Raw genomic sequence first — 23,316 nt, 5'->3', positions numbered from 1 at the left:
CAGGTAAAGCAAAAAACCCGAGCGTTAAAAATAAACGCTCGGATGGACAACGTGTGTCACAAGATTGGTCTCTTTGGCATACGCCACGGCATTCCCGGTTCCTCCTGAAGATCCGTCGTGGAGTGCCAGCAGGACGTTAGAATGGTCGAGCATACCTTCGTTTCTGAGATTCAGAAATTTCGCAGCGAGTCCCCGGCGTTTGTGTTCTTCTACGCCGTCCAGCGAGCCGTATACCGATGTGAAGTCGGCGCGTTCGACCTGTTCATGCCAGAAATCGATATCTGATTTCTTGAACCACGCGCTCGCCTGTTCCATCATCGGTATTTCTGCGTGAAATTGCACCCGACCAGGGTATTTCTCTTTCATCGCGAGAATGGCCTTCGACCAGATGGTATCTCCGCCAAGTGCAAGGCCCGAATGACCGACAACCATATCGAACACCTCAAGATTTCGTTTGATATATGTTTCGAGGTCTTCCTGCAGATTCAGGTATCCTGGTGCCGTGAGGTCATATCCGCCGAGTTTGTTTGGTCTGTGACCTGTGAAGCCGATATGAATCACGGTTTTTGATTCATGGCTTGTTGAGGTCACAGAGTCAAGTGCATCCGCCAATTCTGCGAGCACGTCGCCGTGACAGGCTTTGGGCTTGCAGTAACAACAAAGTTTCTTTCCTTTGAGTTCATGCAAGTCCGCAAGAAGATCGGGCTGTGTCTGAATCCATTCCCGATAACTGGCCACGGCTTCCTCGCGAGTCTCGGTTTTGTGCTTGGCCTTTGTATCACTCCGATGTGAGAATGGATTTCCCCATTTAGAGCCGCGCCCAATGTACACATCGAATGCCTCTTTATGATGTTTGTTCACAACCGTTGTTTTTTCCATAATTTCCGCCCCTTTTTTTGAAATTAAATAGCAAAGGGTCTATCGTTTATTTTTGCTGGCAGGGCGGTTTGTTTCTAAAAATAAAAAAGCATGGCCCGTATAGGCATGCTCTTTGTTACTGCTTGATTTGCTCGCATCTTTTGTTATTGCGTGACCACGTACCGTTCGGACGGATTGATCTTCCCCTTCTCTACAAGTGTTCGTTTGTAGTCCCTGTATTTCTGCATGTTTTGCCGGCTCTTTTCTTTGTCATAGTAACGGCCATCCTTCCGTCTGGCGCTTGCTTGCTTTTTATGGCGGGCTTCACGCTCCGGAAACAGAACAAATTGAATCAGTCGGCGATCAACACCATAGGTGGCTGCAAGCCATGTCATCGTCGGTCGTTCGCTCTCATGAGTATTAAAATACTGCGACCGGATGCTTTCTTTATCTTCAGCTGTCAGTTTGACGCGCCGGTCTAGTTTTTCGTCAACCCCGTGTTTTTTAATCGTCATTTTGTCTACGAGTGCAGGCACGGTTTCTCCAACCCCTTTTCCGCAAAAAGATTTAATCACAATGTTAAATAACAGTATTACGTAATATGTAATACTAATCAGGTAGCAAGTGTTTCAGTTCTGATAGATCGATGAATCCAAATCCGATTCCGAGACATACAATTCCTGCGATAAGTAATAGCAAAGCGAAGTCGTGATCGAATTTTGATGCGCTCCTGCTGTTGATGGTGGCGAAGCTGCCGAGAAGCATGAGTGCTCCGACACCCAGGACAATAATATTACTGTCGATGTGGCTTAAAAACCCCATAGTGTTTCACTCCCTACATTTTTGTATAAAAAATGCTTCCCATAACGCTTTGTATCGAGGCGAATGAGAAGCATGTTGTATATCCATATTATACCAGTTAGAAGGTGGGAGGGGTATGTTTGCAACGGTATGAATGTTGAAGTTCACTCTGTGTAACGGTACAGCGTCACGGGATAATCCTTGAAGACTTCTTCAATAATGGTCCGAACCTCGTTCCAGTCACCTCCACCGCGTCCGCAGCCGATACCCTCGGGCATAGCAACGGATAAGCCGTCCATCTTGGCGAATTCCGCCAGATGTTCAAGAGCCTTTCTGAGCGCCTTTTCGTCCGTTTGTTTAGTGGAGGTCCCGATGCGGGCCTGACCGAATAAATTGCTGATAATTTTAGCTTTACCGGCCTTATCAAATTGGTACACCGGTCTTCCGTCGGTCACAATCATCAGGTTCTTGCCAAGAAGCTCCTCCGGGGACGTGTGATTATCTACAAAGGTTTTGTACCTGCGGTAAACGCCTGGGTAGGCTTGTTTGATTTGTCTTGCCACACCTCCACCCATGACACCGAGTCCGTTGACCTGGTGGGCGATGATATGTTCGTCAGCATTAATAATGGTTCCGTTTTTGATCGTGATTGTCATAGATCAGCACTCCTTTGGTAAATGAGGAATCATTTGTTTAGTTTAACATTAAGGGTTTAAAACAGGTTTCAAATTCTTTCTTATAGAAGATGTGCGGGCGGCCACGCTTGTCACGGACGACCGCTATGATGTCTTTTTGCCACATACAGGTATAGGTCTGTCCTTTTTCGAAGACTACTCCATTATCTCCTTGACAGGTTTCCACGCATTGGACATCGAACATGGATATCTCATCCTTTCTATTAGATTTTGATTCATTATCTTTTTTATCGGGCGAAGCCTTGTTGGATGGTCAATTGGACCATTTCTTATGACCATTGGAAAACGTTCCTATATCCATTTTTTGAGATTATTTTCAAATTTATTGAAAATAAAGGAGGATTACCCAAAAAGATGTAGAAATATACCCATGTAATAAAATAAACATTTTAGGAGGTTTTGTATGAAGAAACGTATGTCTCAGGTTTTGGTATTAGTGCTGGCTTTGTTGCTGCTTGCCATGCCAGCAGCAGCTAGTGCCAATGGTTCGGCGGGAAGTGGGGATGTGACTCCAGAATTGGAATTGGTAGTGATTGATGATGGGGTGGAACCTATGCTTGCGCCCGTAATAATTGGTATAGCAGTGAGAGCGCTAATTTCACTAGGAAGAACAGAGTTAGCGCGATACTTAGCGGACAATGGTGCTAGGGCCTACTGTAATAGGTATGGTAGCAGCGGTCCGCAGCTTGTTTCGAATATGATTTGTAATTAAATGCAAAAGGGGATTATCTAATTAGATAATCCCCTTTGTACGTCAATAAGGCTTATATGTCCCTTGTAATTTCCTTTTGTACCGCTCTAGTTTCTTGATTTTTCTGAAAGTTAGAAAAGAGCATATGGTGATAACAATCAGCGCCCATTCATGATCTTCTCCACGATTGTCAATTATCTTCATCCTATCCCTCCAAAATCCATGCTTTCTTTCAGTTTATCACAATTTTCCAGGCGGTCGGTGTTCATGTGGCAGAAACCTCAGCGATAATCTCTTTGATTGCCGGAACCGTTCGCCATTGGTACTTAGCAACCATAACATCGTATTCGTTTTTGCCGCCATACTGCTCCTGCTTCCAGTCGGCAATTTCTTTGGCAGCCAGATGCTCTTCGCGCTTGCTGTCTAAATCGAGACGACTTCTCCGCAATTCTGCGAACTCGCGGTTTGAGGCATGTTTGCTGTTGCTATGTTTTTGATAGAGTTGCTCCTCAAGGGCCAGCTCCTTCATACTTGGGAATAGGCTGAGCTTATTGAATTTCTTCCGGTAATGGTCCATCACGGCAGCCTCTTTATCCGCTTCGATATTGGCTGATCGATATATCTTAGTCAGGTATTTTTGGTTGATATCGAATTTGCTCACCAGCATGGTGATGTTGTAATACGCCATGTGGTCGCTGATTCTTCTCCATGTAAAGAATAGGCAGATGGAGTAAACAATGAGTAATAGCTGAATACCAGCCGTTGGGGCTGTATATTCATCTCCCAATACGGCAATCGATAGGAGATGGATGCCGAACATGACTCCACTCAGGAGGAGGGCAGGCCAGCAATAGATGAGGATATACTTAATATAAACACCTGCGATGAAGAAAGGATTTACCGTGAAATAAATATCGTTTCGAAAATCGCCTTTCTTGAACGCCTCCGAGAACGGAGCATCGATGTGATTATCAAAGTTCATCTTTTTTGGTAGTGCAATTTTCCGGTATTTCATATGCTTTTCTTTTTGATTCATTTCGTTTCTGATTTGTCTTACATTCTTCCTTAGCATCATTGTTCTCACCTCTTGTTTTGTCTTTTTAAATATATAAATGGTCCCGCTACGGTTTAGTTTTAGTGTTGTACATATTAATTTTTGATTATTTTATATTCATGCCTTTTTTCGGACATGGGGTCACAAGCGAAGACATCTATGCCAGATTGGAACAAACTGGGGAGTGACACAACATGTCATGACCTTTTTCAGAATAAGGAACGAGTCCCTCTTTGTTTCGATGTACCGTATTCAAAAAAAAAACACACAGCGGATTTCCGCTGTGTGCTGGTGGTGGGATGTTACACATCCACACCGAATTCGGCTTTGATCTTAGCTTTCATGGTTTCCGTAACGCTTTCGTCACGGATCACGTCGCCTTGCCACTGTTTGAAAAACATTTGAGCCAGGGAATCCTTTGACATGGCTTGAATTCCTCGGATTTCTTTTTTTAGTTCCTCGTTATAGTGCGCTTGGGCGTCCTGCCTCGTCTTGAACAAGTATTTCCGCTTCCCCTTTGTGGCTTGTGTGAAGAAACCCTCGGTCAGTTCAAACTGAAGCGTCTCATGCCCCTGTTCAGCGTAAGCGATTGTCTTTTCCTCTTCCTCCATCACTTCCATCTCGACAATCAACGCCTCGGGATCGTTCACGCTCCATGCGTTACGATCAAGAAAATAAATGTATTCCAGGTCCTTGATGTTCTCTATATCCATCTCTATCACTCCTGTGACCATATATTTTTAGACACAAATATGTTTTTACTCCATGTCGTTCATTGGACATGTCCCTGACATGTCTATTCTGGGGTTGAACGGTTTGGGTCTGATCTATTGATTATGCGTTGTTGCTGAAATCGATTCACTTGTAAAGGTTCAATCAATACTGATGTTTTGTCGTATCTACTACTTCTCCGTTTTCCAAAGTATAGAGACCTGTAGTTTCATCAAACTTCTCAACTTTTTTGTCGCAGTCGTCACAAAGACTGAATCCGTAAATCACATCGACTCCGCACATTTCACAAGGTTCATGCTTCGGATACTTCCCCATAATGAACTCCCCTTATCTATTACTCAGATGAGCAAGTTTTTAATATACGAAAATGTTTTTGATTCATTCATGTCGTTCATTGGACATGTCCCTGACATGTCTTGTCTGGGCTTAAATGGTTTGAAGGGTCTGACAGTTTTAGAAAAAAAATACGCAGCGGATTTCCGCTGCGTCTGTCCTACTCATCCTACATGAACCTTGAACTCGTTCTTAATCTTCTCCCTCATGGCTTCGTCGATCCTGATATCATGCATGTACTCCCCGCGCCATTCGTTAAAAAATAACTTAATCAGTTCTTCTTGTGACATATCGTGAATCGCCTGCACCTGTTTATCCATGCTCTCCTCATAGTGCGCTTGGGCAGCGGCTCTCGTTTCAAACAGTATTTTATATTGAGGTTTATTCATCTCTGAGATGGAGTCTGCTGAGACGTGGAATTCCATCGTCGAATAGCCTTGCTTGGCGTGAGCATAAAGCTCGCCGTCTTTTTCGATAATAGTCATTTCCACGATGAGTGCCTCGGGATCGTTGACGTTCCATGCGTTGCGGTCAAGTAAATAAATCGTATTTCCTTTTTTGATGCAGTCTTTGTCCATCGGAATCACTCCCATTATTTATTTGTCGATCATTACAGTCTTTATTTTTCATTTCGTATATTGGACATGGCGACGTCCATGTCACGAATTTAATATCTAAACAAAAAATTTATCAAAACGCTGGGTGTTCAGCGTTTTAGTATTGTAATATAAAATTATATATGGTAAAATATTCCAGTAACGGTTGATATGGAATAAATTTCCAGTAAAACAAATATGAATTTTCTAAGAGAAAAGATGGGGGTTTTGCACAAATGACGGGACACAACAAACAGCAAGAGGTACAACCAGAACTTGTTTATACAACAAGCGATGCCATGATGGAAACACTTCGGGATGCCGGAGTGGAATACTTTTTCGTTGGTCTGGGTAGCGACCACGCATCCCTGATCGAAAGCTGGGCGAAAGCAGAAGAACAGGGCAAAGACATGCCAAAGATTATCGTATGCCCGCATGAGTTTCTCACATTGAGTATTGCCCATGGGTATGCGCAAGTGACAGGCCGACCGCAAGCGGTATTCGTTCACGTCGATGTGGGTACGCAGAATTTAGGCGGTTCCATTCATAATGTCATGAGAGGGCGCATTCCAGTTTTCATTTTTGCAGGTATGTCACCAGCAACAGCCGAGAATGAGCTGCCTGGTTCCAGAAATGAATTCATTCATTATTTGCAGGACGTCCCGAACCAAGCGGGTATCGTTCGTGATTATATGAAATACACCCATACCGTTAATTCCGGTAAAAACATGAAGCAGTCGATTCTTCGTTCCTTGCAGATGGCGCAGTCAGAGCCAAAAGGTCCGGTGTATATGATGACGCCGAGAGAGGTTCTGGCAGAAGAAATTGAAGACAACGATGTGCAGGTGGATCATTTTAAGCCGGTAGAGCCACAGGGGATAACAGGATCTCAAGCAGATCACGTAGTGAATCAGCTGCTAAAAGCGAAAAAACCGCTCATTATTACGAGCTATTTAGGTCGACAAGAAGAAGCGGTTCCGGAGCTGGTGCAGTTAGCTGAGTCATTATCCGTTCCGGTTGTGGAGTCCGGGCCTTATTATATGAACTTCCCGTCGGACCATCCGTTCCATTTAGGATATGAAGATTATACAGGTTCAAACGAATCGACCGATCGCGTAAAAGAAGCTGATTACATTTTGGTGATTGATTGTGATGTACCGTGGATACCGCTGCATACAAAACCGAAAGAGGATTGCGTCGTCGACTGGATAGATATTGATCCTACAAAGGAAAACATTCCTTTATGGTACTACCCGACACAAAAACAGTTCCAGGCGAATTCATACCTGTCTTTAAAAGAGATAAACAAGCAGGTTTCTCAGCTCGATTTATCCACTCACAAAGATGCGATCGCGCTAAGAGCAAAAGGGTTAAAAGCAAAACATGAAGAATTGCTGTCCCGCTGGAATGAAAAGGCAGAAGAGAGCTCGTATATTACACCAGACCTGCTGACAAAGACGCTAAAGAGCGTTCTTGATGAAGATGACATTGTGATGAACGAAACGATTTCCAATTTCGGTGCGGTCTGGCGAAACATCCGCCGAAACAAAGTCGGAACGCTTTACGGTGCGGGTGCTAGTTCCCTTGGCTGGAATGGCGGAGCGGCTATCGGTGCGAAGCTGGCAAACCCCGATAAACGAGTGGTAGCCCTGACAGGTGATGGTACGTATATGTTTACGGTTCCGTCTTCTGTTCACTGGATTGCTTCTCAGTATAAAACACCATTCCTTACGGTCATTTTTAATAACCGTGGTTGGAAGTCTCCTAAACTATCAACGCTCGGTGTCCATCCGGATGGCGTGGCGAGTACAAACGATAAGTTTTGGGTGAATTTCGGTGATAACGCCCGGATGGAGAAAATTTCTGAAGCGTCAGGCGATGCTATCGGTTATGCGGTTTCTTCACCGGATGAGTTAAGAGAAGTGCTGGAACAGGCGGTTTACACGGTTGATAACGGGCGTTCCGCTGTCGTGAACGTCTATCTGGAACCACAAACAGGACAAGAGCTGTAAGAGCGTATAACAAAAAATACAAACTAAGAAACGGGGTCACTACCATTATGAGAAAAAGAAAAGCCGGACAATTAGCAGGATTATTAGCAGCATCAAGTTTAGTATTGGGCGCGTGTGGGGCGGGCGGGGAAGCCGCCTCCCCGAACGAAAACGGGGATGATCCAATCACATTAAGCTATGCATTCTTCGCCAGTGAAAACAGCTTCCCAGGTGTCCAGATGACGAAGTGGGCGGAAGAAGTAGAAGAACGTACGGATGGGAAAGTAGAGGTGGAACTCTACCCGGGCGGTACGCTGCTTGATGCAGAAAACATGTATAAAGGGGTTCGTGACGGGGTTGTCGATATTGGATTATCGTCTCCAACGTATGAGCCGGGACAATATCCGCTGCTCTCTATTTCGGACATGCCGTCCGGGATCAGCAGCTCCCTCGTAGCAAGTCAGGTCACAAGTGATTTGTTAACAGAGTTCGAACCGGAAGCGATGAGTGATGTGAAGATACTCACGACGTTTACAGGTGACCCTGCGTACGTCCAGACGAAGCAGAAAGTGGAGAGTATGGATGACCTATCCGGTATGCAGATCCGTATTGCAGGGAGCAACGCGGACGTATTAGAAGCCTTAAACGGTTCACCGGTTGGTATGTCCTTAGCAGAAGTTCCGGAAGCCCTTCAAACAAACGTCATTGAAGGAAACATTTCTTCAAGAGAAGTACTCTATGACTTCAAGCTGGGAGAAATGGTTGATTATGTGGTGGACTATCCGTTATCTACTGCTTCGTTCGTTGCTGTGATGAACCAGGGGGTATGGGATTCTCTCCCGCAGGACGTGCAGGATGTGATCGAGGAAGTAAATGCGGAAATGCCTGCATTCACAGGTCAGTACCTGGATGATTCCATTGAAGATGCGATGTCGTGGAGTAAAGAAGAACACGGTCTTGAAGTTGTCACTCTTTCTGATGATGAGCAGCAAAGATGGCAAGAACAACTACTACAATTACAAGATGACGCCGTAGAAAAAGCGAACAACGCAGGACTGCCGGGTGACGAGTACAGAGAGCGTTTTTACGAGCTTATTGAAAAGTACGAGAACCAGTAGTGCGAGAGTTCATGAATAGGGGGCGTTTTGCCCTCTATTTTTTTATGACAATTTTAACGCGAGGACGTGAAATTACATGAGTTATATACGGAAATATGTTGCGAAGTTTAACAGTTTAATGCTTTATGTCGCTGGAGTTGCTATCGTTCTTTGTATGCTTCTTATCGTTGGGAATGCCATCATGCGGTTGTTTACAAGTCCATTCACAGGAACACCGGAGGTGGCCGGCTGGCTGACAGCGATTGCGATTTCATTTGTCCTTGGCTATACCCAGTCACAAAAAGGACATGTATACATCGATATTGCCTTTGAGAAATTCCCGCCGATGATCCAGCGCGTGGTGAATGTGTTTGGTTATACGGTCAGTCTCGTATTCTTTTTGATCGTCACCTACCAATTACTAGATTACAGCCAATCCATGAAGAATAACGGGACGTTATCCCAAACAATGGATGTCGCGATTTACCCGTTCATCTTTATGGTCGCCCTCGGGTTTATCGGGTTAGCGGTACAGCTGGTTGTGGACATTCTCGATAACGTATCTTCACGTAACACCGATGGTGGAGCGCCGGAGAAGAAAGAGGTCAAACTATGAGTATGACAATGGCTGGTATTTTAGGTATTGCGATATTATTCACGTTGTTTTTCCTGAAAGTCCCTATTAGTTTTTCCATGTTTATTGTAGGTTTTATCGGCATTGTTGTCGTGGCCACACCGGAATCGGCGTTCAGCTTACTGTCGGGGAACATATGGGGTGAGTTCTCCAAGTATTCTCTGAGTGTCATCCCATTGTACATATTGATGGGGGAGATTATTTACCGAAGCGGTATTGCAAAAAGTCTGTTTGATACCGCGTATAAATGGGTGGGTCATTTGCGTGGCGGTATGGCGTGGACGACCATTTTAGCGAGTGCCGGTTTCGCATCTATCTGTGGCTCCAACGCGGCGAGTTCCGCTACGATGGGGACAATGGCGTTACCGGAATTAAAGAAATACAAGTACAACAACAAACTAAGTGCAGGTGCGGTAGCAGCTGGGGGAACTCTTGGTATTATCATCCCACCGAGTACCGTATTAATTATAATCGCCCTTCAGTCAGAGCAGTCGGTGTCTGAATTGTTTAAGGCAAGCCTCATTCCTGGCTTACTGTTAACGTTAATCTTTATTGTACTTATTGGTACTATCACACGGATGAAACCGGCGTACGGACCTGCTGCCGATATTCAGGTTACGATGAAAGATAAGGTGAAATCTTTACTTGGTATCATTCCGATTTTCTTACTATTTATCTTTGTTATCGGCGGTTTGTTTATGGGGATTTTCACACCTACAGAATCGGGCGCATTTGGCGCATTTGGAGCGATTGTACTTTCGCTAGTTATGAGGCGTCTAACGTGGGATAGCTTCAAAATGGCGGTGATAAGCTCGTTAAAATCGGCGTCTATGGTTGTCATGCTGATTGTCGGCGCGATTTACTTCGGACGATTCCTGACGATTACACGAATCCCGTTTGAGATCGCCCAGTGGACGCAGTCGTTATCCATTCCACCGATATTGATTTTGGCATTGATTATTTTAATTTTCATTGCTGGTGGAGCGTTAATGGACGCAATCGGGTTCCTTGTTCTGGCGATTCCGATCTTCTCTCCGACGGTATATGCTTTAGGATATGATCCGATCTGGTTCTCGGTTGTCCTGTGTGTCGTAACAAGTCTCGGAGCGATCACTCCGCCTGTTGGCATTAATGCGTATGTGGTTCACGGGATAGATAAGAGCATTCCTGTAAAAGACATATTTAAAGGATTGACGTTATTCATACTTGGTTATTTGATTGTGATTGTTCTGCTGTTGGTATTCCCGGAGATCGTCACGTTTGTATTATAAAGAGTAACGAAAAAAACCCCACTATTGTGATAATAGTGGGGTTTTCGTATGTATCTTAGTTACGGATGATGACAGAGCGGATATCGCCGTCTGGTTTTATGGATATGTCGAATTTATCTCCTACTTTTGCCTGGGTAGGTAGAAGTGAAGTGGGCATTGTTTTTGTTTCTTTGGTTTCGAGGACAAATATCCCTTCGTCCTTTGTGACTCTGTTTAGTGTGCCGTTTACAATCATGGTTGTAGCCTCCTCTTTTTTATTCATCTTCTTTGTCGGACATGGACACCGGAACATGTCACTCATTCAGTGTTTTGACCTTAAACAAAATAAGCGAAAACACATCGTGTTTTTGCATGCTGGTCAAGAAGAATACCGGGGCGATTTTTGCGGTTTTGATCGTGTGTTGTGGGCGAAAATGTGCAAACATTTACGCCAGGTACTTCGGCTCTTGGCACACCGGAAAGTCTTTTTCTGGACGGAAATGTGCAAGCATTTCGGTCCGGTATTTCAGACCGGTGTGCATACAATTTGATTGATGTGTGCGTACAGATAGCGGAAGACATTCCGGTATCTGTTCTCGGCAATAGCCGAGCTGCCGCACACGGTTATCAAGCAAGTTGTACTCTGCTGGAACGGAGATAAAGCAAACATATATGTTTGCTTTATACGAAGTGGAATGGTCGCAGAGAAGAAAATAGGAAGCGATGAATAGGAGCTTTCGAATGAGCACCCCGAAGGGGCAAGGAGAGAAATGCGCGAGCATTTATCGACGCAGTAAGGGGGACGGTCAGCTATGCTGACTGACGAAGCGCAGCTTGTCATACGTCCCCCTTATGCTCTTTCCCCTACCCGTATCGATACCACGCCGCATCTTCACACGATACCAACAAATCCCGGCGCGCCAACCGATACGCCCCATGCGCGAGATACCATAGCAAAATCCGTCACGGATTCAAGCGCCGGTAAACCGCGCCGTTATGCGATTCGCAAAATCCGTCAAGCTCCATTTGACGAGATTGGCGTATGACGGGTCCGTCAGCGGATTCCGGCGCGGTTTTCGCCCCGGAAGGCACTCCGATAGAGGCGGATCAGAGCGGCATACGGGGCGTGTATACGAGCGGAGAATCGAACCGGGAGGGCGCCCCGGTATTCGATCAGGGAGAGCAGGGGAGCTGCCAGAAAAAGGGGTAGGGGACGCTGTCAAAAGAGTGTTAGAGAAGCGGAGAGTCATCGGAGCGAAACGTCAATAAAAGAGAAAGCAAGAAAGAGACATTCGTCAAACAGCGGGGGCTGACCGAGGCGGTTGTATGACAAAAAAGAGGTCTTGTACACACGAAGTGTGAAGTGGAAAAAGTCAGGAAAAACCACCGTAGGTCAGGCGGGGCCCGCGCTGTTTGTAAGAAGGACTTTTAAGCGATTTAGAGGGGGAAGGAGGGAGCGGTTATACGAGCAGAGCGAGAGAGTCGAGAAGAACCACCGACCGACGCGGGACCCGCTCTAAATCGCTTGGTTCCAGGGTTTACGGGTCGGGAGAGACGGTCTGGTAGTTCCACAAAGAGATTCACTCTGGTGTCATAAAAAAAAGAACCGACGGCCCTGAAAAGGCTGTCGGTTCAGTGATTTTAGGCGGTGACCTTGGTGCGGTCTTCAACAGAGACTAAAATCGTTTCTTTTCCGTCCTGGAAGTTCTCGTATTCAATGCCTTCCTTGGTTCTCATGTGAATCAGGTCTTCACCAAATAACTCTAAAAGCACTGGGCGTAGAGAGTTATAGATGAAATGATGAACGCTTTCTATACGCTTTGATACGGATGGAATATAGATTTTCAGCATCGGGTATCCCTTGATATTGGTACCTTCGATACTCAGGTGTTTATACGCTTCAGGTGTATTTTCCGGAAACTCCGAGTCATCCGCCAAGCACATAGAATCATTGTCATATAAGTACTGGTAAGCCTCTGAGCGGACAATGGTTTTGTACTTTTCTTCATCGAATTCGATCGTTTCGACCTGGTGCTGTACGCTTTCAATTGCACCTGCCAATACGTTTAATTTTTCAGCGTTTAGCTCGTTTTCCTTGATATATGCGGTTAATCCTAAGTATTTATAATCTGCCATCATAATCGCTCCTTTTATTTACGAATTTTGATCTCGAATGGTTAACCGGTTGCGGATGCAACCTAAAACGCATACCGTGCCGTACGCCGTATCACATCCGGTGCGACATCACTTACCGATAATTTCCGTACGTTATATGCACTAACATGCGATGCGTATTTTATACGCATGTCATGCAAAACCAGATACGCATGACATACCGCACCGTATAACAATCCGAACATCCTGCACCGCATCTCGCACAGAATGCGCATAGCATATGACATACCATACGCACACCCTGTCTATTATCAAATGCATACGAGATACGGCATGAGATACGCACGGTATATGACATCTCATACGCATCACCATCCGGTGCGGTACTCCGTACGCATAAAATCAGTACGAGATGTCGCACCAGGTACGCATGCTGTGTGACATCCCGTGGTAATTCATCAAATACGTAAGTTATGCTTTATGCTGTACGCATACCGTACAGCATGCCGTGCGGTACAGCGTGTGCATTTCATTCAGCACGGCATACGGTCTGTTGTCAGCATGATTTGCGCATCTGATGTCAAAAATAAAACCCATACCGTGAGTGACGGCATGGGTTTTCGGTCTTATCGGTACGGCATTGCACCTTCCTGAATGGCTTCTACTGTGCTGTCAAATACCTCGTAGCTGACAGACAGAGCTTGCTGGTAGTCGCTCATGTCGATTTGAAAGCTGTCATCTAGTTCTGTTTTTAATGCTTTATTCTTAGGCGACTCGACCGTGTAATCATATTTTACGAGTGTCGGACCTAAGATCGCGTGATGGCAGTATCCGGCCTCGATTACTTTTTCGATAAAGGTGTCCAGGGCGTGATCCATCGCAGATGCCCATCTCAGATCAGACATCCCGAAGCAGTGCTGGTTATAGTTTTCCGCTCGGATAAGGCCAACCACCATGCGTTCGAATGCTTCGTTCAGATTGTCTTTTGTAATAATAGTTTCCACAAAAATCACTCCTCATTTTTTATTTTCATCGGTTTTACCGGTCAGGAGCGGAGCGATCTGACTGCTTTCATCGAATAAAAAAACCGACACCCTGTTAAAAGGTATCGGCTTTGCGTATCCCAATCATCACATATATCCTTTTTCCTGCATCGAGAGATATCTGTTACCGCCGATGATAATGTGGTCAAGAACATCGATCCCTAATACATCACCTGCTTCATTCAGGCGTTCCGTCACCTCGATGTCTTCAGGGGACGGCAGGACCTCGCCACTGGGATGATTGTGGGCCAAAATGATGCTTGCCCCGTTCTTTTTAATGGCAAAATTGAATATCTCTCTTGGATGAATAATCGACGCATTCAGCGTTCCTTTGAAAATGGTTTTGGTGGCCAGCACATGGTTCTTTGTATTAAGCACCATCACAACAAATTCTTCTTGGATTAAATGTTTCATTCTGCCTATAAGGTACTGCCGGGCATCTTCCGGGGAGCGGATCACATATTGTTCCGGAAAGTTTTCTTTTAATAGTTTCTTTGCAAGTCCCATACAGGCTTCCAGGCGTTCTGCCAGAACGGGCCCGATCCCGCTGATCGCTTTAAAATCAGAAAGGGACATGTTGAGTAACTCTCGGGGATGGGTAGCTGCCAGGACATCAATCGCTTCTTTATTGTTTTTGCCGATAATAAGTGCCAGCAGGTCATGAATAGATACATCTTCCGTTCCATAAACACTTACTCGTTCACGAACGTCTTTCAATATAAAGTCGTCCTTTGATTTTGATAAAAGGTCAGTTTGATGGTTTGCCATGGTTATCCCCTCCGTATAATTTCGTTAAAAAACCGGCACCGCATGAGAGCGGCACCGGTTATGTGTTATCAGTTGATGTCTGTAATATTAATCGTAGTTGTCATAAATTCTTCGATTTGGCTGTCAATGCTGTCCATCAGGCTCGTTACGAGCGTAAAATAGATTACCGCACCGAAAGTAATGCTCACTAATGCTAAAAATAACCCTTTCATGTGACCACCTCCTATTTCAACCGTTTGATCGGTTGCGGAGCGGGAGCGGAGCAACTTGGTTTTAACACTTCGAGATTTCATCCACACAATAATTGACATATTCCAATAATTGGTATAGACTAAATTTAACGAATTAAGGTGCGCCAAACACCTTAATTCCGTGTAAATGTCGCACCTCATTTCGAGTGTTCGGCGAGTGTTTAGACAAAGCAACCCACCCAAGCTTAGCAGGCCACAGGGCGGGTTGCTTTTTTGTTGTCTAAATAAAAAAACGATACCATGTGAAAACGGTATCGATAGGCTTATTCCCGATGGACCCAAAAGAGAGGTGCCTCAGAGGGTTTTGCTTGGCGATAAGCGTGAAAAATACCTTTTAGGTATTCGAGCATGTTATTCATCTCCTTTCAGCTGCCGTTTAATATTTGTCAGATCAATCGTCTGATCGGATGGTATGTGTACTTCTCCGCAACGTGGGCAGATGTAAACATCACCGGTGTGGCGCTCAATCGAGTCTTTTGTCGGCAACGTGTAGGTCTGCCGTTCCTTCTTCAATAATGCGTTGCATGTATGGCATGTCATGATAAGACACTTCCTTTCGGGGATTAGGCGATATTTTTAAGTTTTTTCGTCGCTTGTTTCATAGAAAGATTCTCTTTCTTAGCGAGGTGCCTGACATGTTTTTCAAATGCCTTGTCAGGCATAACCGTCACAATGGTGACGTGCTGTTGATGAATCGCGAAGACGACTCGTACACGGTTGTGATGAACGACGATGCGTCCATCTTCTTGTGTCTTAATCACACGCCCATGTTCCAGTGCGTTTTTGATTTCTGTTTCTGAAATCACGCGCAAGTTCATGCGCTGTTTAGCATGCAGAGAATAAAGGATCATTGTCGTTCACCTCCTGTATTAAGATCGTGGTATCACTCGTTTCATCGGTCGGCGTTAGCCGACACCACGGTCTTAAAGAAGAGGGCTGGACGAAAAAAAAACCGATAATCTGTGATAGATTATCGGTACGGTCAAACAGGTCAGTTAAATATCATTAATACGATTCAACATGTCAATATGGCAGTCGGAGCAGTAATCGCCAGGTTCTCCGCCGTAACTCCGGACGACGGCGCTTTTCTCACACTGGCAGCAGGAACCCATCTCGGTGTCCATGCCAGGGTGGCGTTTTTTAATTGCAGTCATGTCACTCACCCCTTTTTTTCAATCTCTATAATAAGTTCTTCTTTTGTTATTTCGCCCGAGAAATAATTGTAGAACGGGCCGTTTATTAACTCGTTCTCCACATCCTCATCATCTATTCCGTAACGGCTGCAGATTAACCGTTCAATCGTTGTGATCTCACGATATAAGTATTCTTTCAATTCAATCTGAAAGGTCTTCTCCATTAATTTTTCTAATTCCAGTCGTTTCTTCACTAACGAGTCGTAAAGATCCCATAATAACTCCAGTTCCTTTTCTTTCTTCACGATCGGTCACCCCTTTTGTTAATTCTACCCTCTAATCAAATCATATGGAGCGAGGTATAGCAACTCATTCTTGTTTGGTTTTGCTATTCAAAACACTCGCTGCCCGTTTTAAAATTAGATTCGCCATGACGATCAAACTTATTACCAGCGGGATGCCCCAGAAGACCGAAGGGTAGAACCATTCGAAGATCCCCATAAAAAACAAACTTACGCCGGTATAGAACAATACCAGCGAGATATAATCCGCGTCTTTTTGTTCAGCGCCGATTCTTCTCCGGATGAACACCGCGCTGCCAACGACCAGATAAAAAAGAGATACCGGGAGCAGGGTCATGATACTGTGACCCGCTCGTACAGCCGTTTAATATAACCGGTATTCTGGAAGACCTTGTCGATCTCTTTTTGATCTTTCGGCAGTTCCATGTAGCGCAGGTCGTCTGCCATCTCATGGAACCCGGCCGTCCTGTATGTGTCATTCATGAAGTTAAATGTCTCCTGCATCTTGTCCGCTTCCCCGATCTTTTGAAGCGTGCCGGATTCCAGATCGAATACCGCGGCGGGATTCTCGACCTGGTTATACACTTCGCCTTTTTCGTCTCTGATTTCAAATTTCATTTGACATTCCTCCTATATGTATTATATTATTAAATTTTTGACATTATTTTCCAATTATAAGGACTCTGGGCAAGCACGTGACGCTGATATTCATAATCGTTTCCTTCTCGTCGTCATTCAAGGTATTTAGAGCGGCAGACATCGCCGTTATCATGCTATTCGATTCCGATTCTACTTTTTTCGAATCGTTATTTTTGAATGATATATCAAAACGAAATTTTCTCATGGTTAGGACTCCTCCTTTAATTGGTTTACTACTTTGCAATCGTCTAAATGTCCGCCAGATCATAAATAGTTGCATCGACATGTCGGATAACGAAAATATCCGGATCAGAAAAACTGCAGTTGTTATCCCACTTATGAATTTCTATAGAAGGGAATCTTTCTTTAAGCATTCCTGTAAGTAACGTGCGATTGTTTTGATTGTCGATCAAATCAAGTTTCTCACTTCGTGATTTTTCAAAATCAGCGAATTCAAAGCCAAGATTTCTTAGGTGCTGAATATGTTCTGCTTGATCCTTTTTATCAGTGACAGGTGTTTTGCTGAGCATTTTGAAACTCTCCAGCATGAAGCAGAATTCTAATCGCAAACTTCCATAAGCTGTGAATTTTTCATTGTTTACATGGCAAAAACCCTCTGTAGCCCACCAGTTATATACGGTGTCCTTCAGGTATGTGAGTTGCTCCTTTAATCCGTCAACCGGTCGATCGGACCCTAGCTTAGCCTCTAACTCCCTAATTTTTTGATTGGCATTTCTGATCTCCTCGTATCGTTTTTCTTTTTCTTTCAGTAAATGAGATTCATAATTTAGCACTGCGGCAGCCTCGCTAAAATAACTCTCAATCAGCGATGGGAGGGTTTTAGACATTTCTTCTGTTAAGACATCTTTCTTCACCATTTTATGTAACTGACTATTAGCGAAGTGAATATCTTTCAATGCTTTTAATAAGACCTCTTTTTGATCTTCAGTGAGTGAAATGTTTTTTTCTTCCACCTTTATCAACTCCTTTATTTTGTATGCTGTTTATGGCTGGGTTACCACTTTACCCCGGCAAGCTCCAGCTGCCGTTTTGCTTTTCTAAAGATATAATCCAGATTTTCACCAGGCTTGATCGTCCCGTCATGGGTGAGGTGTTTGTTCGGTATCCACACATTCTGGCTCGTATCGTTGATTAAAAATCGCTTGGCTTTTGTCTTTTTGTAATTACGCTTAATTAAGCGCAGCGGGATGCCTTGATAAAATTGCAGTTCGAAATTCATCGCGATCTCTCCTTTGTCATAGTAAGCATTCAAGAATTTCTTCTTTATTAAAATGATGATCCAGTAGTTTGACTAATTGATTGATGTGACTATCCCCGATGTAAAACGGTTTTTCCCCGTTCACATGATCCGGCTCTGTTTCAGGATCAAATTCTCGAATGATAACGACCGGGAGTCTTTCCTCGAATCGCCACCGGTATTCCATTTGATAAGACCCCGAGACGCCATCTCCATCCAGAAACCGGTCACCGATCCGGATAAAAACATGTTCTGAATGAAGCTGTTCCGGCTTTTTGACGATCTGATACGTGCGGACGTTATCTGGGCCAAGCCAGATCCGGAACGCTCGCATCAGGGAGCGGCACCCTCCGTCGTTCCATCCGCATCCAGGAAGGAGAGATAGGGCGTCGTTTGACCATAGCACTCGCTTCAGTTTATAACTCAAATCGACGACGTTCATTTGTGTCACCCCTTTTATATTTTTCAGGTGTTTCATTGGTTGCGCTGGCGCAACTTCCGTTGGTTACAACAAAAAAAAGACCCATGCGAAAAACGCATGGGTCCGTTCGAGTCCAGGTTAAGGAAGGAAGCGTCACCTCTGACGCTCCAGCTCTCTTTTGTTCGGTTTCGCATCATGCTCGAACGCCTCTCGGAACAACTGGGCGTAATCGCGGGGCTGGATATCGAGCGCACGAAAGATTTTTTCATACGTCTGGACGCCCAGATTGTCTGAACCCCCTTCGGCACGGTGAATGGTCTTGATCCCTATGCCGGCGCGAGCGGCCAGTTGTTTTTGGGTGAGGTTCCGCTTCATCCGGTACGAAAAGATGATTTTTCCGAATGTGGCACCGATGCCGTAAAAGAAGGATTCTGTCTCGGGAATCTCCTGGACGATGTCGTCGATTCGAGTGAGGTCTTTCATGTTATCATCTCCTTTATGATTCGCTCAGGTACGCCTCGGGATTGCTGCGGACCTGCTGGTAGACCCTATATGTTTCGTCGATCATGGTATCCGTAGGGTCATACTCCGGTTTCTTCGTTTTGGTAAAGGCTTTGACGAAGCAGTAGTAAAGCTGTCCTTCATAGTACGTCGGGAAAAACGTGGCACGAATCCATGAGCCGTATTCCGGAAAATTAAGACGTAATTCGTAAATCGGTTGTTTGCGTAAGGCTTTGAATAACGTGAATGTTTTTTCGTATTCTGTCCCTTGAGACGTAATGCTGAGCGTCGTCTCATGCAAATGCAACTGGTTCTTACCGATATTTTGTGTATAATTGAGCGCTCGTAGGAAAAACTTTAACTTGATGAGGCCTTTTTCGTTATACTTCGCCTCGGAGATCAAATCCGTCCGGAATTGCTCCACTTGTTCGTTTCCGTATGAGTCTTTAATCGAAACAACGTGTGCGATCTTCTCCATACAATATATCATATATGACGCAAATTGTTAATATATTAACGCCATATATGACATTTTCCCCCTTTGCGATGGTTTTATTCATCCAATTTGATGATAACAAAAAATCCTGCAGAATAGGGCTATAAACGACAAACGACAAACGACCGCTGGCGCAACGCCCGGTGATTTTATCAAAAAAAAGACCGCTACGTTAAAAACGCACCGGTCTATGTGGGATTTCAGCCCACCCGAGTTAAATAAATCGCATGGCCGTCTCTCTTGAAGTGTGAACGCCAAGTGCGATGCGTTCTTTCGCATGATAGATTCCGACGGGCTGATTGTACATGACAACCCACTTCGGTTGGACATTAGGCAGAACACCGGTCTGTTCTTGTATAGCTTCAGCCTGTGCGTCGGCCACGTCTTTTCGGTTGATATTAACCAGGGTGTCTCCGACTTCCCACATCTGCACCACTTTCTTTGTTCCCGCCTTATTTACGATTTCTGTACTTGTTTTAGTCACGTTCATCAGCTCCTCATCATAAGCTCAGAATAAGAACCCTGTGGCTGTCTTACTCATCTGGTTTATTGGTGCGCCTGTCGCACCGGGGTTCGCTCTTTGCTACGGTTATAAAAAAATAGGCTGTTGAGAAAATTTTCTCAACAGCCTAATAGTGAAACCTTCGACTTTACTATATTAATTAATATGGCCTTACAAAGTTTCTAAAGCCTGATCTAACAAGTCTACCATTATAATAGATATCAGATGTTAAACGAGAAGCATTATTAGAGGCGTTCTCCTCAGAGAACGTATTACACGGTAAATATCGAGCATAAGTCTGTGAATTGTTGCCAGAAAAGCTTATTGAAGATATGTTCCAGTAGTCTCTCGTACAAGTGTAGAAACTCCCCGTTTCCGTTCTACCTTGCTGACCATGGTAAAATTCGACGTTGCGTACTGTAAAGGCGCTAGTTGTTCTATTCCAGTTTCCACGTTGATAGTGTAACCTTTGATACCATTGGTTATTGCTATGTTTTCTATACCATTCCAAATAATGATTTTGTGTAATCCTATGTCCATAATCCCGATAGTCACTACCGGTAGAACTGGATGTCAATGATCCAGATAATATAGACGCATAAAGTGTTACTTCGTCCCCATCCTCATCTACGGCAGTTCCGATCTCTTTAGTAGCGGCTTGGGTAGGGAGATTAACAAAATCGGGGACCCCTTTTTCCCCTTCGTTAGTTACATTTAATTCAAGTTCAAAAGGTATTTCTTTACTATCTAGTTGTTCTACATCTTCAAGCATTCCTTCTAATTCCTGAATAATGCTCTCACGTTCACTTTCAGTTGGATTGTAATTGAAAATATCTATGTCTGAAGATTCTTCACCTTTACTAAATCCCAATAATAAAACACTAAGCAACAGCGCAGTAACAACTAGAAAAAATCTCTTCCCCATAAATATACCCTCCTACTTTTTTAGTAATCTACTCATCCCTCTAAAACAAGAGGTGCCTCATACACCGTCCCTCCCTGAGTGTTATACTCTTATATTATAAATAAATATCTGATTTTTCAGAAAGTTGTATAAACTGACAAATTTGGCTATGATTGTCTACCAACCCCCAATTCCTTTCCTTTACAACTCTTTTTATAACATATGATTAACATATTAATATTTCCATAGATAAAAGAGGCGAGATGACCCGCCTCTTTTATTTTTCCTATTGATTTGCCTCTATAGTAAAAACATCTTCTTTATCAGCCCACATTACATTAACTTCAATTATTTCATTTTCTGAAACCATAAGCCCACCGGTTGATTCCCCTTCCCAGGTGAATACCCCTCGGTGTGGAGGGGAGTCTTCTGGAAAATTATATTTCCTTGAACCTCCGCCGGTTCTTGTTTCAAAAGAAAACTCTAATTCCTCTATTTCTGATAACTCATCTATAGAACGTTTGTAGGTAAGCTCGAAATACTCTTCACTTTCTACAAAGTGTTTTCCTTCCAGATCCACCTTTTCTTCGATAACAACTTTAAAAAGAGCGGTCCAATTTTTGCCTTCCCCTTCAAATATATACTGGTGCGTGTCATGTTGTCCTTCTTCTGATCCTTGCCTTGGCTCAGTCTCAACTGTTCCTATCAGGAATAAGAAAGCTATTAATGCGGCTATAGCTCCAACTCCTGCCACGCTCCCCATAATACTTTTCTTAAAGTTAAAACTGTTGTCCTGTTTATCCCGTTCAACTTGATTTATTTTTTGTAATATTTCTTGTTTCTTCTCTGGAGGAAGAGTTGGACGAGGTAGCGAATGTAATTTTTCATCTATATCTTTAAAATTGTTCTTGCTCATGTAACGTACCCCCATCTAACTTCTTTTTTAAAGCTGTTTTAGCACGAAAGTATGTGATCCGCACTTTATTTTCATTCCAGTTTAGGCATTCAGCTGTTTCCTTGCTACTTAATTCCTGTATTCCTCTCAGTATAAGAACATCCTTATAGCTAGGTTTAAGAGACTGAATGGCCTTATAAAGAATTAAGTTATCTTCTTTCATTCCAAGAAGAAAATCCGGTGTTTCATCCGTACAAGGTTCACTCACTTTATCCAAAGAAAGATACGATTTCCAATGTTTCCTTTTCTGCTGTCTAAAATAATCAACCGCTACGTTTTGGGCAATACGTATTAACCAAGTTTTGGGTTGAGAATTACCTTGAAAAGAATCGATACCTTTTAAAGCGCGTATAAATACTTCCTGGGCTAAATCTTCCGCATCCTTGTAACCAACACGATAAATAAGATACTGGTAAACATTATCGCTGTACTTTGTAAACCATTCTGAGATTATGTGAGTCCCCATTCCTCTCCTCCAATTGTTCCCTTAATAATTAATTAGACGAACACTGGCCAATAAATGTATCACTTTTGAGAAAAATAAAATTTTTATACCTTTATTATAGTTGACGGAAAAAAATAAAGGGTGGGGAAATCCCTACCCTTATAGACCGGTACATTTTGCTTACCGGTCCATCATCAATTAAGGCTTATTTCCGTCCGAAGTCGGCTTTTGATTCGCCCCACGCCTGCGTGTCCCACTTGAGGATCGGGTTGGCATACGTATGATCGTACAGCCACTCGATCGCGTCATCGATTGCTTGAAATAACGACTCGGATTTGGCATTTCGGTATAGATTCGTCTTCACGCGCCGGTTTCTCACCCAGGCGATGGCACTGACCGAGTCCGTGTAGATCGGCATATCAGACCCTTCTTCGTGCAGGTATTTCAGGGCGTCCACGACGGCGAGGAATTCACCCAGATTGTTTGTTCCGATGGGATAAATCTCAGAAGTAAAGATCGTCTCGCCGGTGGCGGTATCGATTGCCTGGTACTCCATTTCTCCAGGATTACCGCTGCAGGCAGCATCGACAGAGATGCTTTCTTTAATATAATCGGGAACTTCTCCCAGATCCTTTTTCTGTGACTTGTTTGTTCTTTTAGGTGTTGCACTGTCACCCCAGCCGTGGATCAGCGCGTCTTCCGCTGCCCATTTACTCGCAAAGCTCTTGAACTCCGCACCGGGAAATCCTTTGACTTGCGATTCGCACTCCGCCCAGGAAGAATACACACCGGGATTACGACCTTTTCGTACCGTATAATATTTTGTTTTCGCCATGACTATCAGCTCTCTT

General features: G+C 44.1%; 36 protein-coding genes. 6 read left to right on the top strand and 30 right to left on the bottom strand.

Annotated features, from left to right (window positions below):
- Positions 1–24: 24 nt before the first annotated feature.
- The 4 genes from BK582_RS27480 to BK582_RS25640 form a co-directional block, all read right to left on the bottom strand.
- Positions 25–879, bottom strand: a complete 855-nt coding sequence (locus tag BK582_RS27480; RefSeq protein ID WP_078598587.1) for a DUF4326 domain-containing protein — start codon at positions 877–879, stop codon at positions 25–27.
- Between the two features lie 143 nt (positions 880–1,022).
- Entirely contained in the window at positions 1,023–1,394 is a 372-nt protein-coding gene (locus tag BK582_RS25650; protein WP_078598586.1) for a hypothetical protein, read from the bottom strand.
- Between the two features lie 73 nt (positions 1,395–1,467).
- A complete protein-coding gene (locus tag BK582_RS25645) occupies positions 1,468–1,680 on the bottom strand; it encodes a hypothetical protein (protein ID WP_078598585.1) in 213 nt (70 codons plus the stop codon).
- A gap of 143 nt (positions 1,681–1,823) precedes the next feature.
- Positions 1,824–2,315, bottom strand: a complete 492-nt coding sequence (locus BK582_RS25640; protein ID WP_078598584.1) for a macro domain-containing protein — start codon at positions 2,313–2,315, stop codon at positions 1,824–1,826.
- A gap of 442 nt (positions 2,316–2,757) precedes the next feature.
- Here BK582_RS25640 and BK582_RS25630 point away from each other — a divergent pair, with 442 nt between their 5' ends.
- Positions 2,758–3,066, top strand: coding sequence for a hypothetical protein (locus tag BK582_RS25630; protein ID WP_078598582.1), 309 nt, complete (start codon positions 2,758–2,760; stop codon positions 3,064–3,066).
- A 244-nt stretch (positions 3,067–3,310) separates the two neighbouring features.
- On the opposite strand, the gene BK582_RS25625 is transcribed toward BK582_RS25630, so the two are convergent.
- The 4 genes from BK582_RS25625 to BK582_RS25615 form a co-directional block, all read right to left on the bottom strand.
- Positions 3,311–4,081, bottom strand: coding sequence for a hypothetical protein (locus BK582_RS25625; protein WP_169911327.1), 771 nt, complete (start codon positions 4,079–4,081; stop codon positions 3,311–3,313).
- A gap of 320 nt (positions 4,082–4,401) precedes the next feature.
- A complete protein-coding gene (locus BK582_RS25620) occupies positions 4,402–4,812 on the bottom strand; it encodes a hypothetical protein (protein ID WP_078598580.1) in 411 nt (136 codons plus the stop codon).
- A 163-nt stretch (positions 4,813–4,975) separates the two neighbouring features.
- Positions 4,976–5,146, bottom strand: coding sequence for a hypothetical protein (locus tag BK582_RS27475; protein WP_169911325.1), 171 nt, complete (start codon positions 5,144–5,146; stop codon positions 4,976–4,978).
- 182 nt (positions 5,147–5,328) lie between these two features.
- Positions 5,329–5,742 carry a hypothetical protein gene (locus BK582_RS25615; RefSeq protein WP_078598579.1) on the bottom strand — a complete coding sequence of 138 codons (414 nt, stop codon included), beginning with the start codon at positions 5,740–5,742 and terminating at the stop codon, positions 5,329–5,331.
- A gap of 254 nt (positions 5,743–5,996) precedes the next feature.
- Here BK582_RS25615 and BK582_RS25610 point away from each other — a divergent pair, with 254 nt between their 5' ends.
- The 4 genes from BK582_RS25610 to BK582_RS25595 all read left to right on the top strand — a co-directional run bounded on the left by BK582_RS25610 (position 5,997) and on the right by BK582_RS25595 (position 10,753).
- Positions 5,997–7,772: a thiamine pyrophosphate-requiring protein gene (locus tag BK582_RS25610; protein WP_078598578.1), complete on the top strand. Its 1,776-nt coding sequence runs from the start codon at positions 5,997–5,999 to the stop codon at positions 7,770–7,772.
- A 47-nt stretch (positions 7,773–7,819) separates the two neighbouring features.
- The gene (locus BK582_RS25605) at positions 7,820–8,869 is read left to right on the top strand and encodes a TRAP transporter substrate-binding protein (protein ID WP_078598577.1); all 1,050 of its coding nucleotides are present in this window, start codon (positions 7,820–7,822) and stop codon (positions 8,867–8,869) included.
- 118 nt (positions 8,870–8,987) lie between these two features.
- Positions 8,988–9,464: a TRAP transporter small permease gene (locus BK582_RS25600; RefSeq protein WP_218190783.1), complete on the top strand. Its 477-nt coding sequence runs from the start codon at positions 8,988–8,990 to the stop codon at positions 9,462–9,464.
- On the top strand, positions 9,461–10,753 hold the full coding sequence (locus BK582_RS25595) for a TRAP transporter large permease (RefSeq protein WP_078598575.1): 1,293 nt from the start codon (positions 9,461–9,463) through the stop codon (positions 10,751–10,753). Before BK582_RS25600 ends, BK582_RS25595 begins: the two co-directional genes overlap by 4 nt.
- 55 nt (positions 10,754–10,808) lie before the next feature.
- Here BK582_RS25595 and BK582_RS25590 read toward each other — a convergent pair whose 3' ends face one another.
- Positions 10,809–10,988: a hypothetical protein gene (locus tag BK582_RS25590; RefSeq protein ID WP_078598574.1), complete on the bottom strand. Its 180-nt coding sequence runs from the start codon at positions 10,986–10,988 to the stop codon at positions 10,809–10,811.
- 556 nt (positions 10,989–11,544) lie between these two features.
- Between BK582_RS25590 and BK582_RS25585 the strand changes: the two genes are divergently transcribed.
- Positions 11,545–11,778 carry a hypothetical protein gene (locus BK582_RS25585; RefSeq protein WP_078598573.1) on the top strand — a complete coding sequence of 78 codons (234 nt, stop codon included), beginning with the start codon at positions 11,545–11,547 and terminating at the stop codon, positions 11,776–11,778.
- A gap of 595 nt (positions 11,779–12,373) precedes the next feature.
- On the opposite strand, the gene BK582_RS25580 is transcribed toward BK582_RS25585, so the two are convergent.
- From BK582_RS25580 to BK582_RS25490, 21 genes are all read right to left on the bottom strand, one after another.
- Positions 12,374–12,871, bottom strand: a complete 498-nt coding sequence (locus BK582_RS25580; RefSeq protein ID WP_218190782.1) for a hypothetical protein — start codon at positions 12,869–12,871, stop codon at positions 12,374–12,376.
- Positions 12,872–13,473: 602 nt separating this feature from the next.
- Positions 13,474–13,851 carry a hypothetical protein gene (locus BK582_RS25575; protein WP_078598571.1) on the bottom strand — a complete coding sequence of 126 codons (378 nt, stop codon included), beginning with the start codon at positions 13,849–13,851 and terminating at the stop codon, positions 13,474–13,476.
- 126 nt (positions 13,852–13,977) lie between these two features.
- Positions 13,978–14,658 carry a RadC family protein gene (gene radC / locus BK582_RS25570; RefSeq protein WP_078598570.1) on the bottom strand — a complete coding sequence of 227 codons (681 nt, stop codon included), beginning with the start codon at positions 14,656–14,658 and terminating at the stop codon, positions 13,978–13,980.
- Positions 14,659–14,726: 68 nt separating this feature from the next.
- Positions 14,727–14,870, bottom strand: coding sequence for a hypothetical protein (locus BK582_RS27470; protein WP_169911321.1), 144 nt, complete (start codon positions 14,868–14,870; stop codon positions 14,727–14,729).
- 390 nt (positions 14,871–15,260) lie between these two features.
- Positions 15,261–15,395 carry a hypothetical protein gene (locus BK582_RS28185; protein WP_276328235.1) on the bottom strand — a complete coding sequence of 45 codons (135 nt, stop codon included), beginning with the start codon at positions 15,393–15,395 and terminating at the stop codon, positions 15,261–15,263.
- Positions 15,396–15,472: 77 nt separating this feature from the next.
- Entirely contained in the window at positions 15,473–15,760 is a 288-nt protein-coding gene (locus BK582_RS25560) for a DUF4258 domain-containing protein (protein ID WP_078598568.1), read from the bottom strand.
- A gap of 144 nt (positions 15,761–15,904) precedes the next feature.
- Positions 15,905–16,063 carry a hypothetical protein gene (locus BK582_RS27465; protein WP_169911319.1) on the bottom strand — a complete coding sequence of 53 codons (159 nt, stop codon included), beginning with the start codon at positions 16,061–16,063 and terminating at the stop codon, positions 15,905–15,907.
- Between the two features lie 5 nt (positions 16,064–16,068).
- Positions 16,069–16,347 carry a hypothetical protein gene (locus tag BK582_RS25555; protein ID WP_078598567.1) on the bottom strand — a complete coding sequence of 93 codons (279 nt, stop codon included), beginning with the start codon at positions 16,345–16,347 and terminating at the stop codon, positions 16,069–16,071.
- A gap of 64 nt (positions 16,348–16,411) precedes the next feature.
- The gene (locus tag BK582_RS25550; RefSeq protein ID WP_078598566.1) at positions 16,412–16,681 is read right to left on the bottom strand and encodes a hypothetical protein; all 270 of its coding nucleotides are present in this window, start codon (positions 16,679–16,681) and stop codon (positions 16,412–16,414) included.
- Positions 16,678–16,962, bottom strand: a complete 285-nt coding sequence (locus tag BK582_RS25545; protein WP_078598565.1) for a hypothetical protein — start codon at positions 16,960–16,962, stop codon at positions 16,678–16,680. Before BK582_RS25545 ends, BK582_RS25550 begins: the two co-directional genes overlap by 4 nt.
- Positions 16,963–17,005: 43 nt before the next feature.
- Entirely contained in the window at positions 17,006–17,188 is a 183-nt protein-coding gene (locus BK582_RS25540) for a hypothetical protein (RefSeq protein WP_078598563.1), read from the bottom strand.
- A gap of 43 nt (positions 17,189–17,231) precedes the next feature.
- Entirely contained in the window at positions 17,232–17,957 is a 726-nt protein-coding gene (locus tag BK582_RS25535) for a hypothetical protein (protein WP_078598561.1), read from the bottom strand.
- Positions 17,958–17,998: 41 nt separating this feature from the next.
- A complete protein-coding gene (locus BK582_RS25530; RefSeq protein ID WP_078598559.1) occupies positions 17,999–18,223 on the bottom strand; it encodes a hypothetical protein in 225 nt (74 codons plus the stop codon).
- A 16-nt stretch (positions 18,224–18,239) separates the two neighbouring features.
- Positions 18,240–18,719 (bottom strand): hypothetical protein, encoded by a 480-nt coding sequence (locus BK582_RS25525; protein WP_218190781.1) that lies wholly within the window; start codon positions 18,717–18,719, stop codon positions 18,240–18,242.
- 96 nt (positions 18,720–18,815) lie between these two features.
- A complete protein-coding gene (locus tag BK582_RS25520; RefSeq protein ID WP_078598555.1) occupies positions 18,816–19,145 on the bottom strand; it encodes a helix-turn-helix domain-containing protein in 330 nt (109 codons plus the stop codon).
- Between the two features lie 13 nt (positions 19,146–19,158).
- On the bottom strand, positions 19,159–19,641 hold the full coding sequence (locus BK582_RS25515; protein ID WP_078598553.1) for a hypothetical protein: 483 nt from the start codon (positions 19,639–19,641) through the stop codon (positions 19,159–19,161).
- Positions 19,642–19,873: 232 nt separating this feature from the next.
- Positions 19,874–20,143 (bottom strand): hypothetical protein, encoded by a 270-nt coding sequence (locus BK582_RS25510; RefSeq protein ID WP_078598551.1) that lies wholly within the window; start codon positions 20,141–20,143, stop codon positions 19,874–19,876.
- A 178-nt stretch (positions 20,144–20,321) separates the two neighbouring features.
- Positions 20,322–21,086, bottom strand: coding sequence for a hypothetical protein (locus BK582_RS25505; RefSeq protein WP_078598549.1), 765 nt, complete (start codon positions 21,084–21,086; stop codon positions 20,322–20,324).
- 265 nt (positions 21,087–21,351) lie between these two features.
- Complete coding sequence (locus tag BK582_RS25500) at positions 21,352–21,981, bottom strand: hypothetical protein (RefSeq protein WP_078598547.1); 630 nt, start codon at positions 21,979–21,981, stop codon at positions 21,352–21,354.
- Positions 21,962–22,486: an RNA polymerase sigma factor gene (locus BK582_RS25495; RefSeq protein ID WP_078598545.1), complete on the bottom strand. Its 525-nt coding sequence runs from the start codon at positions 22,484–22,486 to the stop codon at positions 21,962–21,964. The genes BK582_RS25500 and BK582_RS25495 overlap by 20 nt, the downstream gene beginning before the upstream one ends.
- 184 nt (positions 22,487–22,670) lie before the next feature.
- A complete protein-coding gene (locus BK582_RS25490) occupies positions 22,671–23,300 on the bottom strand; it encodes a ribonuclease H1 domain-containing protein (protein ID WP_078598543.1) in 630 nt (209 codons plus the stop codon).
- Positions 23,301–23,316: the final 16 nt, after the last annotated feature.

Origin of the sequence: Evansella clarkii (assembly GCF_002019695.1) — a bacterium.
Taxonomy (GTDB): Bacteria; Bacillota; Bacilli; order Bacillales; family Salisediminibacteriaceae; genus Evansella; species Evansella clarkii.
This window is presented reverse-complemented; position numbering and strand designations above follow the sequence as displayed.

What these genes read in the sequence shown, in the direction of transcription:
- BK582_RS25500 (WP_078598547.1), bottom strand. Translation starts at nt 21,981, where the DNA reads ATGAGCAAGAACAATTTTAAAGATATAGATGAAAAATTACATTCGCTA.
- BK582_RS25640 (WP_078598584.1), bottom strand. Translation starts at nt 2,315, where the DNA reads ATGACAATCACGATCAAAAACGGAACCATTATTAATGCTGACGAACAT.
- BK582_RS25645 (WP_078598585.1), bottom strand. Translation starts at nt 1,680, where the DNA reads ATGGGGTTTTTAAGCCACATCGACAGTAATATTATTGTCCTGGGTGTC.
- BK582_RS27465 (WP_169911319.1), bottom strand. Translation starts at nt 16,063, where the DNA reads ATGACTGCAATTAAAAAACGCCACCCTGGCATGGACACCGAGATGGGT.
- BK582_RS25580 (WP_218190782.1), bottom strand. Translation starts at nt 12,871, where the DNA reads ATGATGGCAGATTATAAATACTTAGGATTAACCGCATATATCAAGGAA.
- BK582_RS25505 (WP_078598549.1), bottom strand. Translation starts at nt 21,086, where the DNA reads ATGGGGAAGAGATTTTTTCTAGTTGTTACTGCGCTGTTGCTTAGTGTT.
- BK582_RS25610 (WP_078598578.1), top strand. Translation starts at nt 5,997, where the DNA reads ATGACGGGACACAACAAACAGCAAGAGGTACAACCAGAACTTGTTTAT.
- BK582_RS25600 (WP_218190783.1), top strand. Translation starts at nt 8,988, where the DNA reads ATGCTTTATGTCGCTGGAGTTGCTATCGTTCTTTGTATGCTTCTTATC.
- BK582_RS25605 (WP_078598577.1), top strand. Translation starts at nt 7,820, where the DNA reads ATGAGAAAAAGAAAAGCCGGACAATTAGCAGGATTATTAGCAGCATCA.
- BK582_RS25560 (WP_078598568.1), bottom strand. Translation starts at nt 15,760, where the DNA reads ATGATCCTTTATTCTCTGCATGCTAAACAGCGCATGAACTTGCGCGTG.
- BK582_RS25630 (WP_078598582.1), top strand. Translation starts at nt 2,758, where the DNA reads ATGAAGAAACGTATGTCTCAGGTTTTGGTATTAGTGCTGGCTTTGTTG.
- BK582_RS25520 (WP_078598555.1), bottom strand. Translation starts at nt 19,145, where the DNA reads ATGAAAGACCTCACTCGAATCGACGACATCGTCCAGGAGATTCCCGAG.
- BK582_RS25550 (WP_078598566.1), bottom strand. Translation starts at nt 16,681, where the DNA reads ATGACCCTGCTCCCGGTATCTCTTTTTTATCTGGTCGTTGGCAGCGCG.
- BK582_RS25545 (WP_078598565.1), bottom strand. Translation starts at nt 16,962, where the DNA reads ATGAAATTTGAAATCAGAGACGAAAAAGGCGAAGTGTATAACCAGGTC.
- BK582_RS25620 (WP_078598580.1), bottom strand. Translation starts at nt 4,812, where the DNA reads ATGGATATAGAGAACATCAAGGACCTGGAATACATTTATTTTCTTGAT.
- BK582_RS25585 (WP_078598573.1), top strand. Translation starts at nt 11,545, where the DNA reads ATGCTGACTGACGAAGCGCAGCTTGTCATACGTCCCCCTTATGCTCTT.
- BK582_RS25530 (WP_078598559.1), bottom strand. Translation starts at nt 18,223, where the DNA reads ATGAATTTCGAACTGCAATTTTATCAAGGCATCCCGCTGCGCTTAATT.
- BK582_RS25525 (WP_218190781.1), bottom strand. Translation starts at nt 18,719, where the DNA reads ATGAAACACCTGAAAAATATAAAAGGGGTGACACAAATGAACGTCGTC.
- BK582_RS25625 (WP_169911327.1), bottom strand. Translation starts at nt 4,081, where the DNA reads ATGAATCAAAAAGAAAAGCATATGAAATACCGGAAAATTGCACTACCA.
- BK582_RS27480 (WP_078598587.1), bottom strand. Translation starts at nt 879, where the DNA reads ATGGAAAAAACAACGGTTGTGAACAAACATCATAAAGAGGCATTCGAT.
- BK582_RS25515 (WP_078598553.1), bottom strand. Translation starts at nt 19,641, where the DNA reads ATGGAGAAGATCGCACACGTTGTTTCGATTAAAGACTCATACGGAAAC.
- BK582_RS27470 (WP_169911321.1), bottom strand. Translation starts at nt 14,870, where the DNA reads ATGAAAGGGTTATTTTTAGCATTAGTGAGCATTACTTTCGGTGCGGTA.
- BK582_RS25495 (WP_078598545.1), bottom strand. Translation starts at nt 22,486, where the DNA reads ATGGGGACTCACATAATCTCAGAATGGTTTACAAAGTACAGCGATAAT.
- radC (WP_078598570.1), bottom strand. Translation starts at nt 14,658, where the DNA reads ATGGCAAACCATCAAACTGACCTTTTATCAAAATCAAAGGACGACTTT.
- BK582_RS27475 (WP_169911325.1), bottom strand. Translation starts at nt 5,146, where the DNA reads ATGGGGAAGTATCCGAAGCATGAACCTTGTGAAATGTGCGGAGTCGAT.
- BK582_RS25490 (WP_078598543.1), bottom strand. Translation starts at nt 23,300, where the DNA reads ATGGCGAAAACAAAATATTATACGGTACGAAAAGGTCGTAATCCCGGT.
- BK582_RS25615 (WP_078598579.1), bottom strand. Translation starts at nt 5,742, where the DNA reads ATGGACAAAGACTGCATCAAAAAAGGAAATACGATTTATTTACTTGAC.
- BK582_RS25540 (WP_078598563.1), bottom strand. Translation starts at nt 17,188, where the DNA reads ATGAGAAAATTTCGTTTTGATATATCATTCAAAAATAACGATTCGAAA.
- BK582_RS25590 (WP_078598574.1), bottom strand. Translation starts at nt 10,988, where the DNA reads ATGATTGTAAACGGCACACTAAACAGAGTCACAAAGGACGAAGGGATA.
- BK582_RS25595 (WP_078598575.1), top strand. Translation starts at nt 9,461, where the DNA reads ATGAGTATGACAATGGCTGGTATTTTAGGTATTGCGATATTATTCACG.